We start from the raw sequence: 19,634 nt of genomic DNA on the forward strand, positions 1-19,634 counted from the left end.
ATTGCCTCTAAAACAATAAGTTGAGCTTGAAGTCATTTAAACGAATAAATGGTTGGATCCTACTATTACTGTTAATCCTGACAGCTCATCTTTCTTTTGCCCAGGAAGCCGAAGCCGATTTAAAGCTAAAAGCCGATAAACTCTTCGATGCAGAGCAATTTGTAGAAGCAACTCCGCAGTTTTTGCACCTCATTGCACTCAATCCAAGATCGCCCGAATACAATTACAAATACGGGACCTGTCTCTTATTCAATTCCTATAAAAAGCAGGATGCATTCAAATATTTGAATTATAGCATTACGGATCCGAACATTGCTCCGGAAGCTTATTTCTACCTGGGAAAAGCATTTCACTTAAATTTCCAGTTCAACGAAGCCATTAAGAACTATAACATCTACATTCAAAAAAGCGGCGGGAAACCGAATCCGAACTTTGATATCAATCACCAGATCGAGATGTGCCAGAATGGGAAAAAATTATTGACAACTATTACGGATTTGGTGGTGCTGGAAAAAAAGGAGATCGAGTATGCTTCTTTCTTCCGCTTGTATAACCTGGCAGATATCGGCGGTGTAATGCTGATTACTGCAGAATATCAGTCGAAGATCGACAAAAAGAAAAATCATACGCCTTTAATCCATTTCCCGGATCAGGCGCAAACAATCTATTATTCTTCTTACGGTGATTCGGAGAAAGGAAGCAAGGATATTTATTCAAGAAAACGGCTCCCGGATGGAAAATGGGGATTGCCGGCACCGGTTGCAGGGAATGTAAATACCACTTTTGATGAAGACTTTCCATACCTGAGTCCGAATGGAGAATACCTGTATTTCTGTTCCAAAGGCCACAATTCCATGGGTGGATTTGATGTCTTCCGTTCTAAGTTTGACCCGGAAAACAATTCCTTCGGTCAGCCGGAAAACATGGATTTTGCTATTTCTTCCCCGGACAATGATCTGTTCTACGTGGTGGATTCCCTGGAAAAGAACGCTTATTTTGCTTCGTCGCGCCAAAGCCAGAACGGGAAAATACATGTTTATAAAGTGCGTGTAGATCGTGTACCGCTTCAATTGGCAATTATCAAAGGAGAATTTGCTTCAACTGTAAAACCGGAAAACAAGAAAATTGCCATTAAAGTAACCGACTTTGCTTCCGGAAACGAGATAGGGACCTTTAAATCAAATGATAAGGGAAGTTATCTGATTACCCTTCCAAAAGGCGGAAAATACACCTATGAAATGACCGTTGATGGAGGCACAGAAGTATACAAAGCCCAGGTGAATGTTCCTTTCCTGAAAGAATTCAAGCCGCTGAAACAGAAGATCCAGGAGGAAGCTACCGGAACGGACGGAAAAGTGGTGCGTGTTGTGGACCAATTTAACGAGTTTGTAGACGATGCTGCGGGCATTTTGGCTGAAGTGATCCGTACGCGTGCAGAACTAAATGTGAATTCGGGGAATTTTGACATCCATGCATTGGATGCTCAGAAAGAGAACAAGAAAGTATTGGCCGATATCGGTTTGGAAGGTGCATCGAACCAGGAAATCATTACGAAGTTTGAGTCCATTCAGCAGAAACAGGAGCAAAAAACGGATGCATTAACACGTTTGGAAACCGGTTCGCTGGTTGCCATTGTGGAGAAAGCAGAACAGGTGGAAGCCCTGCAGGCAGAAGTGAAAAAAGACGTCGCAAAAGCAAATGCCGCCGGAACAAATACTGAAAAGAACGATATTTTATTGGCAGCCAATGATAAAGTGGCGAAGATCATTGAATTGAAAGAAGAAATTCAGCACATCAATGCCTTTGCTGACAGTATTTCCAAACTCATCCCCGAAGAACAGGAAAAATTGAAATCCATTACCGAACTGAAAGAAACGGTTAGTAAGTCCGTGGTGGAAGAAAAATACGATCAGTTGAAAGATGCTGTCATTGCAAAAGCTGAGCTTGTAAAAAACATTGAAAGCGAAAAGGAATCTCATCCGGTAGATCATTTGTTGGCACAGAACGAAAGTTTGGGAAAACAATCCGAACAGTTGAAGAAACAGCTTGATTCTTACAAGAAAAGTGAATTACAATTGGATCAGGAAATTAGTGCCCTTAAAGCCGAATTGGCAGCTGCGAAAGCCAAAGACCAACCGGCTGTTCAGTCTAAAATTGATTCCAAAGAATCCGAAAAACAACTGGTTTCCGAAGAAACGAAGCGTTTGGAAAGTAAAGCTGCCGACCTGGAAAAGAAAGAGCTTGGGAATACCAAACAAATCACTTTTATCAACAACCTGCAGCATACCAACGATAATAAAACGGCAACCAAAGCTGAGGCCGATGCGAAACTGGAAGCAATCAATACAAACAATGTACGCGCACTGGAAGCATATGTGAAGGAACAGCTTAAGAATATCGATACCACGCAAATCACAGCAAGAACCAATGATGCACTTGCCCAGGAATCCAAAATGCGGGTCGACGAGTTTGAGAAAGATTATGCTGTTTCCCAGGATGCTGTTGATAAGCAGACGAACCTGACCCACGAAGAAAAAGTGGCGCTGAAAGTAAAGAATAACGAACAGCTGGATAAAAAACTGGCCCAGGAATTAGCCAAAATCGATGAAGGACTGGCTAAGAATCCGGAAGACACGAAACTGGTTGAGCAGAAAAAAGAAGTGTTGGCGCTTAAAACGGAAAATGCGAAGAATAAAGAAACCATTCTGTCTGAATCGCAGCTTCCTGTTAATACCTCAACAACTCCCGAAAAAGAATTGGCAGTTTTGATGCCGAATTACGATACTGACCTGAAAAACGCCGGAAATAATTCAAATTTGGAAGAACGTCTGGCAGATCAGAATAAGGTAGACGAAGCTTTATTGGAACAGGTAGACCAGGAATTGGACAAGGTTTACGAATCATTGACCAAAGACCCTTTGGACCAAAAACTGCAGGACAAAAAAGATGCCCTGACCAGGCTTAAAAAAGATAAGGAAGCCGCTGTGAAAGACCGCCAGGAAAAACTGGATGAGATCGAAGCCGGCAGGAACGAACAGTTGGCTGCCGTGACCATTGAAAAGGAACTGTTGCAGGTTGCTCCGAATTACGAAGAAGAGAAGAAAGCCATCGGTGATAAGAACGGTTTGGGGGAGTTGAAAGCCCTGAACCAGCTGGAAAGCAATACCATTGATGCAATCGATAAGGAATTGACCACCTTAAATCCAAAGACAGATGCTTTAAGTACCAAGCGCAAAGAAGTATTGCTTGATCTAAAAAAACAGTTTGACGAGAACATAGCTTCCCGAAACGAAGAGATCAAAGCTTTGAGCAGTACCGCTATGGTTGATCCGAAGAATACGGAAACGGACCTGGTGAAAGAAATTAGTCCGACCTACGAAGAGAACTTAGCTAAGATTGAAGCCGGGAATACTTCTCCTTCGGAGAAAACCGAAGCACTGATTAACGAAGAAGCAAAACTGCTTTCGGTCATTAAAGACCAGCAGGATAAAACGAAGAAGATTATTGCAAAAAATCCGGCGGATTCAACCGCTATCAATAAGCTGATTAATCTGAATCGATTGGAAGCCATTCATGAAGCGAAATTGGAGGAACAGAAACAAACCGCTGTTTCGCAGGTAAAAGCAAAATTGAATGAGGAGCAGGTACGCCAGGAAATCATGCCGGAGTACCAGGTCTTGAATACAGATGAAATTCAGAACCTGGACAGGGAAGAAGCTGCCAGGAAACTAGAGCAGGAACTGAAATTGCAGACTGCGATCGGGAAACAAATTCAGGCTAACAACAAATCGATCGAAAAAGGTTTTTCAGCGGAGAAAATTGCAGAAAACCAGGTGCTGACCGATCTTTTGCAGCAATCCAAAGAAACGGAAGAAGAGTTGAAAGCTTCTGCCAATAAAACACCGATCGATACCAATCCTACCGCTGATGTAGCGAGTTTGGAAACGGTTTTAGGAAACGAATACAACTTCGCGATGACGCAGAAACCTTCCAGCAAGGAAGAAGCGGCTAAGCAAATTCAACTCCTGGATAAAACTTCTAAAACAATTGCTTCTAAAATAGCGGAGGAGAAAAATGCTGCGAATCCGGATGCGAAAAAGATTGGGAAACTGGAAAATCAGCTGGAAGACATCAGGATCCGAAAAGAAATTGTGGAAGTTGACCGCGTGTCGCTGGAAGCTTTAGCGGAGAGACAAACTCCGGTTGCTGTTACCAATACGACTCCGGAAGTTGCGAGCCTTGAAAAAGTATTGGGAAGCGAGTATGATTTTGCCATGACGCAGAAACCTTCCAGTAAGGAAGAAGCTGAGAAACAAACTCAGATCCTGAATGAGTTATCGGAAAGTATCGAATCCAGGATCGATGAAGAAAAACGTTCCGAATCTCCGGATGCGAAGAAAATCGACTTATTGGAGCAGCAGTTGCAGGAGATCCGCGAACGCAAAGGAGTGATTGAAGCAGACCGCGTGTCGCTAGAAGCTTTAGCGGAGAGACAAACTCCGGTTGCCGTTAAAACAGTTGTTTCCGGGAATCCGCAGGCAGACCTCGCTAAGCTGAAAGAAGAAGAGAGGCAGTTGAAAGAACAATTGAACACAGCGGCATCTGCGAAGGACAAAACGGAGATCGAAAATAAATTAACGGTAAACAAAGAAGCACAGCAAAAAGCAGAAACTGCAATCCAGGAGCGTACAGTCCTTGCTTTGGGAAATACCGCTGCCGAAAAGAAACAAACCCTGGAAGCCGTGTCGACTTCCGATCCGTTGAAAAACGTTGTAATTGAGCGTACTTCGGTGACTGCTCAAGCAACAGATCCGGTATTGGAAAAAACGAGCCAGGTTACTTTATTGGAAGCTGCAGCCGAATACCTGAACGGTCAGAAGATATTTGATGAAAGCAGGCAAATCGTTCAATCAGAAACAGCTTTAAAAGAACAGAAAAGACGCTTTTCCATTGAGATCGGGGAAATCGAAAGCCAGCTGAAAAGGGCAACAACCGACCCGAAACAGGCTGAAGATTTAAAGAAACAGGAACAGGTATTTGTCAACGCTGTTGCTAAGATCGATGAACAGCTAGCTGCGCTGAGTGCTGAAAAGAGGTATGATCTGATCAATGATCCGGCTTTGGCGAAAACCGTTTCCGTGGAAGAAGAACAGGCTATTGCTTCAAACAAGGACTACCCGCAATTGCGCGAGCAGCAGCAGGAGATCAACCGCTTAAAAGAAGCGGTGAACCAGCTGAAGACCCAATTGGAAGAGAAACGAAAAGAATATGTTACAGCGAAAGATCCGGTCGATCGCACTGAACTGCAAACACAGATACAGCAGTTGTCCAGTGAATTGACAGCTAAGAACCAGCAGATTACTGAGAAGGAAAGCATCCTGAATACAACCCTGAACACCGTAGAAGGAGACAAGCAGTCCTGGAAAAACGTCTTAACACGTGAAGTACAGCCGAAAGCAGCTGTTTCAACAACCATTGCTGCGGTTCTTGCTCCGGAAGTAGGAAGTGGATTTGAGATCAAAAAAGATCCGGAACTGGCACCTTCAGTGATTAAGAAAGCCATTCCGGTAGGAGTAAAGGCACCGACAGGATTGGTTTACCGTGTTCAGGTCGGGGCGTTCGCAAAACCAATTCCGGAAGCCTTGTTTAAGGAGTTCAGTCCGGTAACCGGGGAAAAACTCGATAACGGAATTACGCGCTATTTGGCTGGTTATTTCGGCAATCGTCAGAAAGTACTGGACGCACAAAAGGATATTCGTGCCCTGGGATATAACGACGCATTCGTAGTAGCTTATTGTGACGGAAAACGCATCAGCCTGGCGGAAGCGAGACAATTGGAGGAACAAGGTTTGTGTAAACCGATGCGCCAGGATTCGATCGTAATGGAAGTGATCCAGAATACGATTGCACAGCTTCCGGCAGATACCATTGCGAAATACAAACCGGAACCGAAAATCAGCGATTACAACAGGGCTCCGGGAGCCGTTGCTGCAATAGCGATAGAAGAGATCAAAGGATTATTCTATACCGTTCAGGTTGGGGTTTATAACCGTCCGGCAACCAAAGAACAATTGCACGATATCAATCCGCTGGTAACCCGCCGTTTGGAGAACGGGCAGATCCGCTATTCCACGGGAACTTTCCGTTCGATAGACGAAGCACGTCCGAAGAAAGCAGAAGCGGTTGAGAAAGGAGTTTCAGATGCTTTTATCACTGCTTATTTTAACGGAGAGCGCATTTCCTTACAGGAAGCGAAGAACCTGCTTGCAGAGCGAGGAGAAGAGATCTTGTTTAAAGAACAGGAACTACCGAGAGTGCCCGAAACACCTGTTAACGAGCAGGTAGCAAAAGAATATGCCAAGGAGAACCCGGTGATCGAAAAACCGGTATTGAACCAATATTCCCTGGCTTCCAGAGAAATATATTCCGAATATCCGCGTAAGCTGATGAACCAGCTGCGGGTTCAGGGCGATTTCTATTTCGATCAGACAGATTTGCGTATCAAATCCCAACCAGGCAGGGAATTACCGCGTTTGGTAAACAATACAGTGCTATTCGATACTTTGGTGCGTATTCCATCAAAACAACCGGAATCAGTTGCGGCGGATGAACTAAATAAAAAGTTAGTTGTAGGAGTATGGGACTTTAAGGATATTCCGGGTTCGTGGGCAAACTGGCTGCTGCGCTTGACGCTTCCTTACGAAATAAAGACCAACGCTTTCACCATCGAAATCTCGATGAACGTAAGCGGGGAAGAGGAGCGAAAGGAAGCAGAGGGCATTTTGACAACTCACGGAGCCCGGTTGAAGTCAGAATGAGAAACAGAAACAGAATGAGGATTTAATCATCATTCTCGCTCTCATTCTCCTTCTGCTATCTCAGAAAGTACTAACTTTGTAAAACAAACAAAACAGATGCAAACGCTTGAACAGAACGAAACGGAGGTCTTAGAATTACTCACAGAAAAGAAAGACCTGGTGGTATACAACGATGATTTCAATACCTTCGATCACGTGATCGAATCCTTGATCAAAGTATGTAAGCACGAAGTAGAACAGGCAGAACAATGTACCTGGATTATCCATTTTAATGGTAAATGCCAGGTAAAACGCGGCGACTATGAAAAATTAGAGCCGATGTGTACTGCGCTGTTAGAAAGAGGAATAACGGCTGAGATCCAATAAGAAATCACATTTTAAAGAAAAAAGCGCAAAGATTGCTTGCAAAAACGAAAAAAGCACCTATCTTTGCACCCGCAATACAGTAGTAATACCAACGCAAAAAAGGCCTCGTAGCTCAATTGAATAGAGCATCAGATTACGGCTCTGAAGGTTTCAGGTTTGACTCCTGACGAGGTCACAAAAAGAAAAAGGATAATGGCGATAGCTATTGTCCTTTTTCTTTTTACTTCATTCTCATTTTCATTCTGTCCTCATCCTGGATCCTTTTTCTTTCAGAGCGAGAGCGGAGAGTGAGAATTGAGGAAGGAATTATGCTAAGGAATCTAAATCTTCCACCTGGTTCGCTTTTTCTTTTTGCCCTCAAAACTCACGCTCACACTTTTGTGTAGCTTTGGATTACAAATATTTTCACGAAGAAGACCAAAACATGGCAATACCTAAGAAAAAATCAAGAATAATAACAATTGATGATATCCAATACAGATGGATTGTTGGACCAAATGATGGATACAATGTTTTTGTAGCTGAAAAAGAAAATGTAAAAGGTAGTAAAATTGAAGTGTTTTTTGAAACAGATATAAATAGTTATTGGGTTGAATTTCCAAATGTGGAAAGTTTGAATTTAAAGATATTGAAACCTAAAGATGCAGAGACCATCATTAAGCAAGCTATAAAGATGGGTTGGAATCCTGATGAAAAAGGAGCGTCATTAATATTTGATTGGATTGAAGAAAAATTAATTAAAAGAAGCCAGCAGGTAACATCAATTAAAAGCCACGGCTAAACAACCATATCCTTGAGGCCCGCGCCTCCCATTTGGAACACGTTATGCTTCAAATATTTTTGAAACTGTTCATTAATAGATCGCATCAAGTTGCAAAACCAACTCCAAATCCTCCCACAAAAAGTTTGACATTTCCGCGCTTGAGATAAAAAAAGGGAAACAGCAATGTTTCCCTTTTTTTATCTCAATAAGTTAAATCCCATATTTTTTCTAAAATTCTATCTTTGAAAGGAAGTGTAACAATATGGAAATCCCAATACGGCAAATTTCAGATACGAAGGAAAATCCAACAGATAGATTCAATATAAGAACGATTGAATCTTTGTTGAATGGGCATCCTATGGTACATGATTTACATAGACACACCTATTTTTTTATTCTTGCTGTCAAAAATGGTCGAGGAGAACACGAAATCGACTTTATAAATTATCCTGTTGGTGATTATTCGATCTTCATTCTTCGCCCGGGACAAGTACACAAGCTTCATTTGGATAAAGAGAGTGATGGTTTTTTGATGGAATTCAATTCAGAGTTTTATAGTCCAAAAGATAGCGACAGTAAACAACGGTTGAGAAGAGTTGCCTCTAAAAGTTTTTGTGCTGTTACTCGAGATCGATTTGAACGGTTATATAATACTCTAACAACTATTTATATGGAATATGCCAATAAGCAAATGGGATATGCCGATTTGATCAAAGCTAATCTTGAAATCTTTTTTATTGAGTATTTAAGACAAAGTCTTTCTCCTAGCCAAAATTCAACGATAGAACTTTCCTATGAGCAAGAACGTTTTGAAGAGTTTCAGGAATTGTTAGAATTGCATCTAACAGAGCATAAGACGGTAATTCAATATGCCGAGCTAATGGGCATTTCTGTATATCAACTGAATCGAATCACGAAAGAAGTGATGGGCAAAACGGTTTCTGACTTAATTAATGATCAATTGATCTTAGAATCAAAAAGACTTTTACTTGCAACATTGAACCAAGTAAAAGAGATTGCATATTCTCTCGGTTTCGAAGATGTGTCCTACTTTATTCGCTTTTTCAAAAAACATACTGGTTCTTCACCAGAAGCATTCCGACAAAACTTCAAATAAGGCCTATTCTTCTTGAAGCTTTTCCTCTTTTAAAGGATTGACCCTCAAATACTTTTGTAGTGTTTGATTTTTACACACTTCAAAAACGTATTGATATGAAAAGAGGTCATTTATTAATTGTTTTATCTTTTGCATTGTTCGCTGTGTCGCTGTTACGTGCTCAGGATGCTGCACGAATTTCCACTCCCAAATCGGTCACTGTAGAAGAAATGATCGGTGATCAACGGCAGTTCTTGCAACTCTTGGTAAACAAAACTATTACAGAAACAAAGAAAACAGGAATGTTATCCATTACGGCCTATGCAGCAGATTATAGCGATCTCAGTAATAATGAGTTTCAAAACACTACTCTTCTTTATCAGCGTTTATTCAAAGGTCTAAGCATCAACTCGGGAGTCAGTTTTACTTCTGTAGATGGAATGAAAAATTTTGTGGGCCTGCAATATGTATCAGACTAGATTATTTTCTGCGGTGTACCTGCCGAGTTACTATTTTTCTCATGGACAAAAGATCTCCAATACCGCACTAAGAATACAAGCCCGAAATCACTGAGAAATGGTCGTTGTATTCCCGTTTGCAGATTCACTACAATCATGATCTGGAAACTGGCAATCACTATAGAAGCTACGTATATAGTCGTTTGGGTTTAACCTACAAGCATTTCAGATTTGGACTTGCGACTTGCACATAATTACGACTGTTACGGAGCCACCAAACACACCAAAACAATTATGGGGTATTTCTAAAATTGACCCTGTAAACCACAGGGTTAAAAATTTCAAAACAATCCTATTGAACTTATTAATTGTCCTATAACAAAGGCTTTTGGGCAAGGTAATTTTACATTGTAACAATTTATACCATAAAAATGAATACAAAACAAAAAATCGTAATCGTTGGTGCAACAGGTACCATGGGGCAGTTTTTGGCCAACTTACTGGAAAAGGAAAATCACGAAGTAATCAGAGTAAGTCGTAATTCCGAAGATGTGAAAGTAGATACTTCATCCATCCAATCAATACAGGAAATGTTCGAAAAAATAGGCCCTTTTGATGCGTTGATTTCTACGGCAGGTCCAACGTTTGTTGGTCCATGGAAAAATCTCAATGATCAAACATTTAGAGCAGGTGTAGAAGGTAAAATGATGGGGCAAATCAATTTAGTGCTCATTGGTCAACATTATATCAATCCAAAAGGATCGTTTACATTGATAACTGGAGCTTTAACACATGAACCTCAAATCAATTTCGCAAATGCGTCTGCGGCAAACGGGGCAGTTGAAGGATTCGTTCGAGCTGCCGCAATTGAGCTCCAAAATGGAATCCGTATCAACGCGGTAAGTCCTACGGTAATTGAAGATTCTCCACAGTACTTCCCGTATTTCCCTGGTGAAATTCCTACAACTATGAGACAATTGGAATTTGGTTTCAAGAAAAGTTTGTTCGGAGCTATAACGGGACAAATTATTCAACCTTAAAACAAGAGTAATGAGCACAAAAACAAAAGTCATTCAAGCAATCAAAGTATGGATTGTGATCTATCCATCGATTACGCTCTTTAATCTATTGTTTGGGAGCTATTTGGTGAATCTTCCACTGCCAGTGAAGACACTCATTCTAACAATGGTGCTGGTTCCATGGATGGTATTTATCGGGTTACCGATTGTAAACAAGATTCAGCAAAAGATTTCTCAAAATGACAAACTTCAGTAGACGAAGATTTATTAAACAAACGGGGATCGTATCAACAGCTTTCTTCTTGCCGTTGCGCTTCAATCCTTTTTTTAAGGAAAAAGAAATGATGAATAAAAAACACGTTGAAGTAATCATTGTTGGAGGCAGTTATTCAGGACTTGCAGCCGCAATGGCATTAGGAAGGGCTTTGAGAAAAGTTTTGGTAATTGATAGTAAGAAACCCTGCAACAGACAAACTCCGTATTCACATAATTTTCTGACACAAGACGGAAAAACGCCAACGGAAATCTCAGAACTTGCAAAGCAACAAGTCTCTTCATACAATACCATTGAATTTTTCGATGGCATAGTCACGAAAGCGAGTAAAGCCGATAACTTTTTTGAGGTTCAAACAGCTTCAGGAAATGTCGTTTACGCAAATAAGCTCATTTTCGCAACTGGTATAAAAGACGTAATGCCAGATATAAAAGGGTTTTCAGAATGTTGGGGAATTTCCGTCTTGCATTGCCCATATTGTCATGGATACGAAGTAAAGAGCGAAATTACAGGTGTTTTGGGTAATGGTGAATATGGATTTGAATTTTCCAAACTCATTTCAAATTGGACAAAAGAGTTGACATTATTCACCAACGGGAAATCAACATTGACACCCGAACAAACAAAAATACTCGAAAGACACAGCATTCGTATTGAAGAGAAAGAAGTTCAGGAATTAGAACACGTCCACGGAAAACTTCAATCCATCATTTTTAATGACGGTACAAAGCAATCGCTTCAGGCAGTCTATTCACGACTTCCGTTTAATCAACATTGTACCTTACCAGAAGAATTAGGATGTGAGATAACGGTTGAAGGATACTTAAAAGCAGATGCTTTGCAGAGAACAACAATTGACGGTGTTTTTGCCTGTGGCGATAATGTGAATCGAATGCGAACTGTTGCGAGCGCTGTTGCGATGGGAACAACGGCTGGAATGACAGTAAATAAAGAACTTGTAGAAGAAAAATTTATCATAGAACGTAGATAAAATGAAAGCAGTTATTTATGAAAAATATGGTGACGCAGATGTTTTGAATCTAACTGACATCGAAAAGCCCGTTCCGAAAAAAGATGAAATTTTAATAAAGATCATCGCAACTTCTGTATCAGCAGCCGATTGGCGATTGAGAAAAGCAGACCCTTTTTTGGCAAGACTCTTTAATGGTTTGTTTAAACCCAGAAGAATAAAAGTCTTAGGCTACGAGTTAGCTGGAATTGTTGAAGAAGGCGGAAGCGATGTACGTGAGTTTAATGTGGGAGATCCCGTTTTTGCCTATTGCATGCTCAAATTTGGAGGATATGCTGAATACACCTGTTTAAAAGAAACTGACATTATATCACTCAAGCCAGAAAACATGTCTTTTGAAGAGGCAGCAACAACCCCTTTGGGTGCATTAACTGCTTTCTCTTTATTGAAAAAAGCGAAAGTGACCTCTGGTCAGAAAATATTGATTTACGGAGCTTCTGGAAGTGTAGGTACCTATGCAATACAGTTTGCCAAGTATTTTGGTGCCGAAGTTACGTCGGTATGCAGTAGTAAGAACATTGAACTCGTCAAATCACTCGGGTCTGATTACACCGTTGATTATACCCAGACAGAAATAACATCCTTGAACGCAACCTTCGATATTGTGTTTGATGCTGTTGGAAAAATAAGCAAGTCTACAATCAGAAAAATTATATCTCAAAATGGAAAGTTTGTGACAGTTAAGAGTCAAACCAAACCTAGTAAGAGAGAATTGCAGTTTGTCAAGGAATTGATCGAATCCAGAAATCTGATTTCAGTAATAGATAAGACTTACAAACTGAAGGATATCAGAGCTGCTCACATGTACGTCGAGCAATTCCGCAAGAGAGGCAATGTTGCAGTGCTAGTGCAAGAGGGATTGATCTGATTGTAATTGAATTTTCAAAAACAAAACTATGAATTTATTTAAGTTAACAACAAGTAGATTGAAGGGGCTGTCTCAAAAGAGACAGCCCCTTTTTTGGTTTTATGGATTTTAAGGCTCTGAAGGTTTCAGGCCCGGACGATGATGACAATTATCATCTTTTGACATCGGGAGCGTCATATGAAAGACCCCATTTTTTAGTGAACTTGTAAAAAAATAAGATCATGAAAGAAAAAATAAAGCAAAATGCACCCAATGGCGCTGTTTATGGTTTGGGAATGATCGGTGCAGCAGTTTACTATATCTCAACAGCAACAGGATTCTGGATGGGAGTGGTTGGTTTTCTAAAAGCCCTGGTTTGGCCTGCTTTTCTTGTTTATGAAATCCTGAAAGCGGTACACGCCGGATGAAAGCTGTAACACGCAGGTATCCAAATCCTCCATCAAAAAGTTTGACGTTTCCCCATAGGGGGTGACGGAGGGAAACATTTTTGTTTCCTTTTTTGTTTGAATATATTTTGGTTTCGTTTACTCAATAAAGGCTGCCCCCGGACAAATAAATATGAGGCTGTTTTTTAGAGTTACTCTGTAATTCAAGTTTTTTGAATCAACTCTGAAAAACAAAAATCATGAGTATATTCGCTAATAATGAAGTTGTATGTCATTTTAAAACAACAACGCAAAAAATGAAGTTGGATTATTACAACCCCAAAAACAACCTGTTAAAAAAGTATATAGAAGGTTATTACTTCATTTCAGAAGACAAAAAGTCGGAGCAGATTAAATACTATACGTTTCCCAATAACTTTTGTATTCTATCTATAAATCAAAAAGCAAAAGTAGAACTTAAAGAGAATTCATATTTGGTAACAAGTGCTAAAACAAATGAAATTTCAACTGACATTGTAATCAGGTATACCGAACCCATTGAAGTAGTTTACAAAAATGCGGTGGATGAAATCACCATTTATTTCAAACCACTTGGGGTCAACCATTTTATAGACAGTCCAACTATTTTTAAGCAACCATCCATGGTTAATGTTATTCCATTTGATGATTTTGAAGAGCAAATGCGAGTAGTTTTTAACCAATCGGACAGAGAAATTCAAATCGAATTATTGGAAAAATATTGGCTGTCAAAATTTGAAATGAAAAATCTGATGCTGATGGAACAAATTCTGGCCGATGTGGAATCCGACTTAAACATGGAAGACATCGCTCTGAAATACAGAGTTTCAAGAAAGCACATCAATAGCCTGTTTTTAAGACATATTGGTAAACCGCCATCAGAATACCGTAAAATTTACCGCTTTAGAAATGCGCTTTTAGAACATAAAAAGAGTAAAAATCTTACGGTACTTTCTCACTCAAGTCTATTTTATGACCAGTCACATTTTATCAAGGATTTTAAAACATTGACAAAAGTAAGCCCCGGTAAATTCTTTAAAACCGTAGATACGGATAAAGAAAATATTTGGCTTTTTGTTTAGTGGTTACATTTTTACAATTCCCAAAAGAAGAGCCTGTCTACTTTTGTATGCTAATAATTTGGATGGGTGATGAAAAAAAGTAGGTTATGCGTTATTATTTTGTTTTTTGGAAATTCTTTGTTCGCACAAAATAATTGCAATTGTGAAGTGGCTATCGAAAAACTAATTACTACAATAGAGAGTAATTATCCGGGATTTAAGGAAAAAACCGTGTTCAATACAGAACTATATAAAAATCACAAAACAGCAGCTCTTGAAAAGTCCGGGATATTTGATAATCAGGAATGTATAAAGGTGCTTAACGAATATGCTTCTTTTTTCAAAGACGAGCATATATACATTGAAGAAAAGGCTGAAAACAACCAGGATACCATTGAAATAGATTATCAAAAACAAGAGAAACCTGAGATTGAAGCAAAAAGGTTGGAGTCAAATATATTCTATATCAGGATTTCCAGTTTTAAATATGAAAATATTGCTCCGGTAAAAGAACTGATAGTCAAAAACAAAAAATACATTGAGAAATCAAAGGCACTGATTATTGATGTAAGGGATAATTTTGGTGGTACCGATGACGTTTACCAACCTTTACTACCTTATATTTTAACCAATCCGTTGCGGATTATGAATGTTGAATTTCTATCAACTCCTACGTTGATCAACGGCTTGCGGAACTATGCCTTGCAAAACGTACCTAAAGATTCGTTGAGAGCTGTACAACAAATCGAAGATGATCTGAAAGAATACAAAGAAAACCTTGGTGAATTTGTGTTATATGACGGTAAAAAAGTAACGGTGGATACCATTCAGCTCTACGTAAAAAGTCCGAAAGAAATTATTGTTTTAGCCAATAAGCATGTAGCCAGTGCAGGGGAAAATTTTTTGTTCTCCGTGCGTCAGAGCAAAAAAGTAAAGATATTGGGAACTCCGTCAATGGGAGTGTTGGACTATGGTTCTATCAGGGAATTTAAACTGGGATGCGACAATTATACGCTCTATCTTCCCACTTATCGCTCGGCAAGACTTCCGCATTATCCGATTGACAATATAGGCATTCAGCCGGATGTGTACTTAGATGATACAGTTGATGATTGGCTGGATTTTGCCATCAAATACATCAAGGGATAAAATTTTTAGAACCAATGATAAATCCGAATAAAAAAATGAAAATAAATCACCTGTTGCTTTTATGCATCAGCATGGTATTCATCACACCGCTGTTTGCCCAACATCAATTAGACGCTTATTTTGAGCATCTTTCTGCAAACCGTAAGTTTATGGGAAGCGTTGCCATTTTTTTTAACGACAGTATTATTTATACAAAATCTGTGGGCTTTGTCAATACCGATACCCAGGTAAAAATCAATAAGGACACCAAAATCAGGATAGGTTCAATAACCAAAACTTATACTGCGGTGCTGGTTTTGAAAGCTGTTGAAGAAGGGTTAATAAAGTTAGATGATAAACTTTGCTCCTTTTATCCTCAGGTAAAAAATGCTAAAAAAATAACCATAGAACAATTGCTGAAACACCGAAGCGGGGTTTTCAACTTTACTGAAATTCCCGACGAAAACCAGTGGGAACAAGCGTTTCATACCGAAGAAGATTTTATCGGTTATTTTGTAAACGAAAAAAGCAATTTTGAACCCGGTACCGATTATGAATACAGTAATACTAATTACGCTTTATTGGGTTTTATACTTCAAAAAATCTATGGGAAATCATTCGCGCAAATTCTGGATGAGAAAATCTGTCGTCCCCTTTATCTGAAAAACACTTATTTCTCAACGGAAACGGACGAAACAAAGAATGAAGCGTTGTCGTATAGCATTCAGGACAAATACATTCGAAATGCTAAAGTTAACTTTTCCAATCACCCTTCCAGCGGCGGAATGGTTTCTACCGCTGTTGAGTTAAATGTTTTTTTATCGGCTTTGTTCAATGGAAAATTGATTTCCAAAAAGAGTTTGGAACAGATGCTTCCCCCAAATAACGGTGAATATGGACTGGGAATTGAGAAACTTTATTTTAAAAGTCCGGAAGGTTACACACATGGAGGAAGGATTGAGAATTACTTTTCAGAGTACTGGTATTTCCCCAAAGAAAAATTAGGAATTGTAACGCTGTCAAATGCAATTAATATCTATACGGAAGACATCCAGACGACCCTGTTACAATTTGCTTACGGAAATGCCCCCGAATTACCCAATTTTAAAAGAACAAATGACCTTTCGGAAAAAGAGTTTGAAGCAATAGCCGGGACCTATATTGAAAAAGAAAAAGGCTACAATTTAACCATTTCTTCAGACGGTCAGAATGCGATGTTTCAGAACGCAGCATCAGGACAAATGTATTTCCCGATTGCCAATAAAGGAAATAATACCTTTGAGTATGAGGACATAAGACTGGAGTTTTTCCCTGTCACAAAAGAATTGAGTTTACAGCAGGGAGCTATTAAGGAACATTACGTAAAACTTGTTAAATGAATTCCATTATATCGGGATAAAACCACCCCGCTTTCTTGAGAAAATGAAACCTGTTTCCGATTATGGTAGCTGCTTAGATTTGGTTAATTCTTAGTGAAAATTTCCGAAGAGAAACGAGAAAAATAGGTGTCTTTAATGCTTTTGCAAGTATCTTTTTCACATAAAAATCTCATGACGAAATCTCCTGTTGATTAAATATTAAACCCTGATTGATCTTGAAAAACAGCTAAAAACAAAACAGAAAAAAATGAGCTGTTTGAAGAAATTAGAGATCGGGGAAACGATTCTGTAAAGTTGTCGGGGCAAAAGTTGCTGTAAATACACCAAAAGCAGAAAAGATCAGAAAATCGTATCGAAACAGCTCAATTCTGTTTATTTTCACGAAGAATCGGTAATCATTATGAAAGGATTCATCTTTTTAGTTCTTCTTATTTCGTTTCGGTTTAGTGTCAGTGGCGCCATCTTCTTGCAGGAAAACCCGCGTTATAACCAGGCGGATCCGGCAAACACTTTTTTGTATCAATTAAAGAAAGCCCGGCATACGCAACAAATTGATTCCTTAGAGGTTGTATTTTCTGCATTCATCAAGGAACAGCTGGCAGGGAATCGGCTGAAAGAAGGGCATGCCATTTTAAATCAGCTCATTGCTGATGTGAATACATCGGATACAATTCGAATACTCGCATACAAGAATAAAGCGATTCTTTACGGGCAGGAAGACCTTTCCAAGAAGCGTAAAGCTTTTGAAGATGCCATTCACTTGATTAAAGAAAAAAAAATAGTAAAATTTTTAATTCCCATTTATCAAGTTGAAATTTCAAAAACGTATTTATCTCAATCGAACTTTTCAAGAGCTACATTCTATTTAAACAAAGTAGATATAGCTAAAATCAGTGATCCCGAAAAAAAAGTAGAAATCCTTGGAGTGATTGGTATTCTGTATGCACAAATGGACGATACCATTCAAGCGGTTAAAGCATTATACGAGGCTGTTTTTCTCTCTGAAAAACACAAAGATTATTTCGGACTGGGAACCATTTACTCTTCACTGGGTAATGTTTATGCAACGAATTACAAGCAGCCTCAGCGGGCAATAGACTGTTTTCGGAAATCAATGAATGCCTTTCGGAAAGCCGGTTATGATCATTATGCATTGGGGAGTCAAACAGATATCGGGGTGACCTATTCGAATTCCGGGAAACTGGATTCGGGGCTGTATTATTTGCAAAAATCCTATCGGGAATCTATTGAAACAGGTTCTGTTTACGACCAGTCTATTTGTGCGAAAGAACTGGGAATCGTTTATAATCGACTGAATCAACCGGAACTGGCACTGAAAATGTGCCGGGAAGCAAAACAATTGATTTGGGATTACAGCAGTGACAAATTTCGCTATACTTGTGCTTCCTGCCTGTCGGAAGCTTATGAGTCCTTAAACGAATACGATTCGTCACTCTACTACTTCAAACTCTACCACGCTTATTTAGATAGTACACTAAACAAGGATGAAACGAAAGCCATTGCTAAGTTCAATGCCGAATTGGAGAAGCAGTCCTATATTGCCAAACAAGAAAAGATCAACCTGGAAAAGGATCATGATTTAGAACAAAGAAACACCGTTATTGCTTTTTTAAGCATCACCGCGTTACTCATTTTAGCCATGTTCCTGTTGATATTACGAGGGGCGAAAAACCGAAAAAAACGGGAACTCATTGCACAACAGGAGCAAGATCAACGCAAATTTTCACAAGACCTTCTTCAATCCCTGGAAGATGAACGCAAACGGGTTTCTATGGAACTGCACGATTCCGTAGGACAAATGCTCGTTGTGGCAGGAAGGAATGTACGTGACAAACAGCTCGATTCGGTAGAACCCATGCTTCAACATGCACTGAACGAAGTCCGATCCATTTCCCAGGGAATGCATCCGTACATCCTGGACAAATTAGGATTGGAAGATGCCATCCTGCACCTGATACAGACAACAGACCAGGGGAGCGATTTATTTATTGAAAGTGAAGTAGATCTTTCGGCAGTTCAGCTTAAAAAAGAGCAGGAAATTCATATTTACCGAATCTTGCAGGAATTGATTTCAAACGCGGTCAAACACTCAGAAAGCCCGTCGCTTTTTATTCAGGTTTTAGCTCGTCCAACAACATTGGAAATCCGGGTTAAGGACCGGGGAAAAGGATTCGATGTGAATCAACAGAAAGCATTGAAAAAACTTTCCTTGGGTTGGAAAACATTGCACGAGCGTGTGGCCCTGTTGCAAGGGTACATACAAATCACATCTACACCGAACCAGGGTACATTCGTTCACATTCAAATTTCTTTATCCACATGAAACTGCTGATTGCCGATGATTATCCACTAATTTTAGAAGGACTGGAGAAATTCCTTCGCGACTCCGGTTTTTCGGATATCCTTTTAGCTACCACCGGAACGGAAGCATTGACGCTTATCAACGACATGCAACCAGATATTGCGCTTTTGGACATGGAAATGCCGCACCTTTCCGGAATCCAGATTGCGCAGTTGTGCCAGCAGAATAAATCACGTACAAAAATTATTTTTTTAACCTATCGTTTAGATTCTTACCTGTTTCAAAAAGGAAAAGAAGCTGGTATTTTCGGATATATGCTGAAAGACGATCCGTTAGAGGAAGTGCTTAAATGCATCAAACAGGTTGAAGTGGGTGAAACTTATTTCAGCCCCAAAATCATACACACGACCGAAAATGATTCTGCAGATGAAGTGCATTATAAGTTATTGACTCCTTCCGAACAAAAAATACTAAAACTGATTGCCAGGGGAGCTTCTTCTGCTGAAATAGCTGATCAACTGTTCATCTCTTTTCGAACCGTTGAAAAACACCGGAGTAACATCATTCAAAAATTAAAAATCGATAGCAGCAGGCAAAAATTGAATGAATGGGTCCTCATTAACTCCCACTTGTTTGATTAAATAATA

Annotated in this window: 15 protein-coding genes and 1 tRNA gene; all 16 read left to right on the top strand. The window is 39.6% G+C overall.

What is annotated here, in order from left to right; genetic code table 11:
* Window positions 1-26 precede the first annotated feature (26 nt).
* The 16 genes from QZT69_RS09655 (at window position 27) to QZT69_RS09730 (ending at window position 19,628) form a co-directional block, all read left to right on the top strand.
* Window positions 27-6,818 (top strand): hypothetical protein, encoded by a 6,792-nt coding sequence (locus QZT69_RS09655; RefSeq protein WP_294673508.1) that lies wholly within the window; start codon window positions 27-29, stop codon window positions 6,816-6,818.
* A gap of 96 nt (window positions 6,819-6,914) precedes the next feature.
* Window positions 6,915-7,184, top strand: coding sequence for an ATP-dependent Clp protease adaptor ClpS (locus QZT69_RS09660; RefSeq protein ID WP_294673509.1), 270 nt, complete (start codon window positions 6,915-6,917; stop codon window positions 7,182-7,184).
* A 101-nt stretch (window positions 7,185-7,285) separates the two neighbouring features.
* Window positions 7,286-7,359 (top strand) — tRNA-Arg (locus QZT69_RS09665).
* A gap of 249 nt (window positions 7,360-7,608) precedes the next feature.
* The gene (locus QZT69_RS09670) at window positions 7,609-7,965 is read left to right on the top strand and encodes a hypothetical protein (protein WP_294673511.1); all 357 of its coding nucleotides are present in this window, start codon (window positions 7,609-7,611) and stop codon (window positions 7,963-7,965) included.
* Window positions 7,966-8,209: 244 nt separating this feature from the next.
* Window positions 8,210-9,064, top strand: a complete 855-nt coding sequence (locus QZT69_RS09675; protein ID WP_294673513.1) for an AraC family transcriptional regulator — start codon at window positions 8,210-8,212, stop codon at window positions 9,062-9,064.
* A gap of 95 nt (window positions 9,065-9,159) precedes the next feature.
* A complete protein-coding gene (locus QZT69_RS09680) occupies window positions 9,160-9,522 on the top strand; it encodes a hypothetical protein (protein ID WP_294673515.1) in 363 nt (120 codons plus the stop codon).
* A gap of 410 nt (window positions 9,523-9,932) precedes the next feature.
* Window positions 9,933-10,541: a short chain dehydrogenase gene (locus QZT69_RS09685; RefSeq protein ID WP_294673517.1), complete on the top strand. Its 609-nt coding sequence runs from the start codon at window positions 9,933-9,935 to the stop codon at window positions 10,539-10,541.
* A gap of 10 nt (window positions 10,542-10,551) precedes the next feature.
* Entirely contained in the window at window positions 10,552-10,776 is a 225-nt protein-coding gene (locus tag QZT69_RS09690) for a hypothetical protein (protein ID WP_294673519.1), read from the top strand.
* Complete coding sequence (locus tag QZT69_RS09695) at window positions 10,760-11,785, top strand: NAD(P)/FAD-dependent oxidoreductase (RefSeq protein WP_294673521.1); 1,026 nt, start codon at window positions 10,760-10,762, stop codon at window positions 11,783-11,785. The genes QZT69_RS09690 and QZT69_RS09695 overlap by 17 nt, the downstream gene beginning before the upstream one ends.
* Before the next feature lies 1 nt (window position 11,786).
* On the top strand, window positions 11,787-12,692 hold the full coding sequence (locus QZT69_RS09700; RefSeq protein ID WP_294673523.1) for an NAD(P)-dependent alcohol dehydrogenase: 906 nt from the start codon (window positions 11,787-11,789) through the stop codon (window positions 12,690-12,692).
* A gap of 221 nt (window positions 12,693-12,913) precedes the next feature.
* Window positions 12,914-13,099 (top strand): hypothetical protein, encoded by a 186-nt coding sequence (locus QZT69_RS09705; protein WP_294673525.1) that lies wholly within the window; start codon window positions 12,914-12,916, stop codon window positions 13,097-13,099.
* A 218-nt stretch (window positions 13,100-13,317) separates the two neighbouring features.
* Window positions 13,318-14,178 carry an AraC family transcriptional regulator gene (locus QZT69_RS09710; RefSeq protein WP_294673526.1) on the top strand — a complete coding sequence of 287 codons (861 nt, stop codon included), beginning with the start codon at window positions 13,318-13,320 and terminating at the stop codon, window positions 14,176-14,178.
* 147 nt (window positions 14,179-14,325) lie between these two features.
* Window positions 14,326-15,306 carry a S41 family peptidase gene (locus QZT69_RS09715; RefSeq protein ID WP_294673528.1) on the top strand — a complete coding sequence of 327 codons (981 nt, stop codon included), beginning with the start codon at window positions 14,326-14,328 and terminating at the stop codon, window positions 15,304-15,306.
* A gap of 35 nt (window positions 15,307-15,341) precedes the next feature.
* The gene (locus tag QZT69_RS09720) at window positions 15,342-16,664 is read left to right on the top strand and encodes a serine hydrolase (RefSeq protein ID WP_294673530.1); all 1,323 of its coding nucleotides are present in this window, start codon (window positions 15,342-15,344) and stop codon (window positions 16,662-16,664) included.
* Window positions 16,665-17,064: 400 nt separating this feature from the next.
* The gene (locus QZT69_RS09725) at window positions 17,065-19,008 is read left to right on the top strand and encodes a sensor histidine kinase (protein ID WP_294673533.1); all 1,944 of its coding nucleotides are present in this window, start codon (window positions 17,065-17,067) and stop codon (window positions 19,006-19,008) included.
* Complete coding sequence (locus QZT69_RS09730; protein ID WP_294673535.1) at window positions 19,005-19,628, top strand: response regulator transcription factor; 624 nt, start codon at window positions 19,005-19,007, stop codon at window positions 19,626-19,628. Before QZT69_RS09725 ends, QZT69_RS09730 begins: the two co-directional genes overlap by 4 nt.
* Window positions 19,629-19,634 lie beyond the last annotated feature (6 nt).

The sequence above is a fragment of the uncultured Fluviicola sp. genome (genome assembly GCF_902168135.1).
Taxonomy (GTDB): Bacteria; Bacteroidota; Bacteroidia; order Flavobacteriales_D; family Crocinitomicaceae; genus Fluviicola.

Coding starts and splice junctions, on each gene's coding strand:
- QZT69_RS09660 (WP_294673509.1), top strand. CDS start 6,915: ATGCAAACGCTTGAACAGAACGAAACGGAGGTCTTAGAATTACTCACA.
- QZT69_RS09670 (WP_294673511.1), top strand. CDS start 7,609: ATGGCAATACCTAAGAAAAAATCAAGAATAATAACAATTGATGATATC.
- QZT69_RS09675 (WP_294673513.1), top strand. CDS start 8,210: ATGGAAATCCCAATACGGCAAATTTCAGATACGAAGGAAAATCCAACA.
- QZT69_RS09680 (WP_294673515.1), top strand. CDS start 9,160: ATGAAAAGAGGTCATTTATTAATTGTTTTATCTTTTGCATTGTTCGCT.
- QZT69_RS09685 (WP_294673517.1), top strand. CDS start 9,933: ATGAATACAAAACAAAAAATCGTAATCGTTGGTGCAACAGGTACCATG.
- QZT69_RS09690 (WP_294673519.1), top strand. CDS start 10,552: ATGAGCACAAAAACAAAAGTCATTCAAGCAATCAAAGTATGGATTGTG.
- QZT69_RS09695 (WP_294673521.1), top strand. CDS start 10,760: ATGACAAACTTCAGTAGACGAAGATTTATTAAACAAACGGGGATCGTA.
- QZT69_RS09700 (WP_294673523.1), top strand. CDS start 11,787: ATGAAAGCAGTTATTTATGAAAAATATGGTGACGCAGATGTTTTGAAT.
- QZT69_RS09705 (WP_294673525.1), top strand. CDS start 12,914: ATGAAAGAAAAAATAAAGCAAAATGCACCCAATGGCGCTGTTTATGGT.
- QZT69_RS09710 (WP_294673526.1), top strand. CDS start 13,318: ATGAGTATATTCGCTAATAATGAAGTTGTATGTCATTTTAAAACAACA.
- QZT69_RS09720 (WP_294673530.1), top strand. CDS start 15,342: ATGAAAATAAATCACCTGTTGCTTTTATGCATCAGCATGGTATTCATC.
- QZT69_RS09725 (WP_294673533.1), top strand. CDS start 17,065: ATGAAAGGATTCATCTTTTTAGTTCTTCTTATTTCGTTTCGGTTTAGT.
- QZT69_RS09730 (WP_294673535.1), top strand. CDS start 19,005: ATGAAACTGCTGATTGCCGATGATTATCCACTAATTTTAGAAGGACTG.